Source organism: Dietzia sp. DQ12-76 (assembly GCF_014145045.1).
In the GTDB taxonomy this organism is placed as follows: Bacteria; Actinomycetota; Actinomycetes; order Mycobacteriales; family Mycobacteriaceae; genus Dietzia.
In genome coordinates this window covers 1-2,831 of the sequence record NZ_JAALDV010000422.1, presented here as the reverse complement: position 1 = coordinate 2,831, position 2,831 = coordinate 1, and the positions used below count along the sequence as shown (strand labels likewise).

General features: G+C 71.4%; 3 protein-coding genes. All 3 read right to left on the bottom strand.

All coding sequences use genetic code 11. The features are described from left to right. On the bottom strand, positions 1 to 1,179 hold a 1,179-nt coding region (gene ftsZ / locus G6019_RS13825), incomplete at its 3' end, for a cell division protein FtsZ (RefSeq protein ID WP_182613364.1). 182 nt (positions 1,180 to 1,361) lie between these two features. Next, entirely contained in the window at positions 1,362 to 2,177 is an 816-nt protein-coding gene (locus G6019_RS13820) for a cell division protein FtsQ/DivIB (RefSeq protein WP_182613363.1), read from the bottom strand. A gap of 30 nt (positions 2,178 to 2,207) precedes the next feature. Then, positions 2,208 to 2,831, bottom strand: a 624-nt coding sequence (locus tag G6019_RS13815; protein ID WP_304506209.1) for a glutamate ligase domain-containing protein, incomplete at its 5' end; no start/stop codon positions are given.

The window sequence follows — 2,831 nt, the reverse complement described above, 5'->3', positions numbered from 1 at the left end:
GTGCCGCATGAAGGGGGGGACGTCGATGTCGTCGTCCTCGTCCCGGCGGCGCGATCCCTGGGAACCCGCGCCGGCCTGACCCGACTCACGGCGCTCCTCTCGTCGCCCGCCGTCGAGGGGGGTCGATCCGAGCCCGGGGGCACCACCGGTTTCTCCGGACCCTCCCGGGACCTCCTCGTCGTCGAGGTGGTGGCGGCCGCGCCGCGACTGGCCCGAGCCGGAGGTCTGCCGGGAGCCGCCCTCGAACCCGGCGGCGATGACGGTCACCCGCACCTCGTCGCCGAGGGAGTCGTCGACGACGGTGCCGAAGATGATGTTGGCGTCGGGGTGCGCCTCCTCCTGGACGAGGGTCGCGGCCTCGTTGATCTCGAACAGGCCCAGGTCACTGCCGCCGGCGATCGACATGAGTACGCCCTTGGCGCCCTCCATCGTCGTCTCCAGCAGCGGCGAGTTGATGGCGGCCTCGGCGGCCTTGTACGCCCGACCCTCGCCCCGCGAGGAACCGATCCCCATGAGCGCGCTGCCGGCCCCGGACATGACGCCCTTGACGTCGGCGAAGTCGACGTTGATCACGCCGGGGGTGGTGATGAGGTCGGTGATTCCCTGGACGCCGTTGAGGAGGACCTCGTCGGCGGTCTTGAAGGCCTCCATCATGGACACGCCGGCGTCCCCGAGCTGGAGCAGCCGGTCGTTGGGGATCACGATAAGGGTGTCGCAGGCCTCGCGCAGGCCCTCGATCCCCGCCTCGGCCTGTCCCCCGCGACGCTTGCCCTCGAAGGAGAACGGGCGGGTGACGACGCCGACGGTGAGCGCGCCGAGCTTGCGCGCGATGGCCGCGACGACCGGCGCGCCACCGGTGCCGGTACCGCCGCCCTCCCCGGCCGTGACGAAGACCATGTCCGCACCCTTGAGGACCTCCTCGATCTCGTCCTTGTGGTCCTCCGCCGCCTTGCGCCCGACCTCCGGGTCGGCCCCGGCACCGAGGCCGCGGGTGAGTTCGCGACCGACGTCGAGCTTGACGTCGGCGTCGGACATGAGGAGCGCCTGAGCATCGGTGTTCACCGCGATGAACTCGACGCCCTTGAGGCCCTCGTCGATCATCCTGTTCACGGCGTTGACACCGCCGCCCCCGATTCCGACGACCTTGATGACTGCGAGGTAGTTGTGCGGTGAGCTCATCGAGGCCCGGCCTTCCTTTGGGGTGTCGTGCTCGGTTGCATGCTGTCTCGACGAAAGACTGTCGCCCAACCCTCACCCTCTACTTGAGGGTTAAAGTTGCTGGTCAGAGGCGGTTTCCGCCGTCGGGTCACACGGTAGGGGCACCGGCCCCGCCCGTCCACGAGGCTCGCGGGCGTGTCGGTCTACCGCGACGCCGGCAGTGCCGGATTGGAGACGTTCCAGATCTCGCCGGGCTGCTCGAGGACCATCTGCAACGCGACCGCCTTCTCGTGGTCGCGGCCGGCGGCCCCCCACTCGACGATCCGGCCGTCGACGAGAGTGAGCACGATCGACGCCGGCGTCTCGACGTCGACCGACGCGATCTCCTGGCCCGCGGTCCCCCGGACCTCCGCGAAGACGATCGAGAGGTCACGGACGATCCCCGGCAGGTCGGAGCGGGCCTCCTGCCCCACGGTGAGTTCCGGCGTGCCGGGAGGCGGGTCACCCTGTCCGAAGTCGATCCCCTGACCGTCGACGAGATGCCGTGCGCCGTCGACCTCGACCACGACCAGGGCCGTCCGTTCGATGAGCGAGATCCGCAGGGTCGACGGGTAGTCGCGGGTGACCGTGACCTGGTCGACCCTGGGGATCCCCGCGACACGCCGCGCCACCGCGTGGGTGTCCACCTGGAGCAACGGGGTACCGGGGGACACCGCCGCCCGCTCGGTCACCGCCTCCACCGGGATCGTGCTGGTCCCGGTCACCTGGACCTGCCGGACGGAGAACACCGGCAGGAAGTACATCGCGATGTACCCGACCAGCAGGACGACCAGGGCCACACCGAGCCCGATGTAGATGCGGTTGGTACGGCGACGCCGCCTGCGCAGGGTGGCCCGGACCGCGGGATCCGAGTGGCGCACCCGCTCGTCGGAGCGACGGACGGCGGCCGCGGCGAGCCGTCGGTCGGGATCATCCGACGTCGTCGGATCCACCGCGTCCTCGCGTGGCTCATCGGTCACCGCGGTGTCCCCCTCACGAGGTGGCCCTCGTCATGACCCCGTCCCGCTCCCCGTGGGCCCGGCCACGATCCTCGGGCCGAGCGTCGTGATGTCCCCGGCCCCGAGGGTGAACACCACGTCGTCGGGCCGGACGACCTCGAAGACCGTGGCCAGGGCCGTGTCGAGGTCGGGCACGTGGTGGGCGGGGGAGCTGACGTGGCGGGCGACGAGTCCGCCGTCGACACCCGGCTCGGGCTGCTCACGCGCGCCGTACACATCGAGCACCACCACCTCGTCGGCGAGGGACAGGGCCCGCCCGAACTCCTCGGCGAAGATGCGGGTCCGGGAGTACAGGTGGGGCTGGAACACGGCGATCAGACGGCCGCCGTCCGCGGAGACGATCTCCCGCCCCGCGCTCAACACCGCCCTGACCTCGGTGGGATGGTGCGCGTAGTCGTCGAAGACCCTCGCCCGACCACCGCGGACGGTCGCCGTGCCCTTGGGCTCGAAGCGTCGGCCCACTCCCCCGAAGCCGGACAGGCCGGCCAGGAAGTCCTCGACGTCTATCCCGGCGTCCCCCGCGACCTCCCGGGCGGCGAGCAGGGCCGCGAGGGCGTTGAGCGCCATGTGGCGGCCCGGGGTACCCACGTGGAGGTCCCCGCGCGGGCGGCCGTC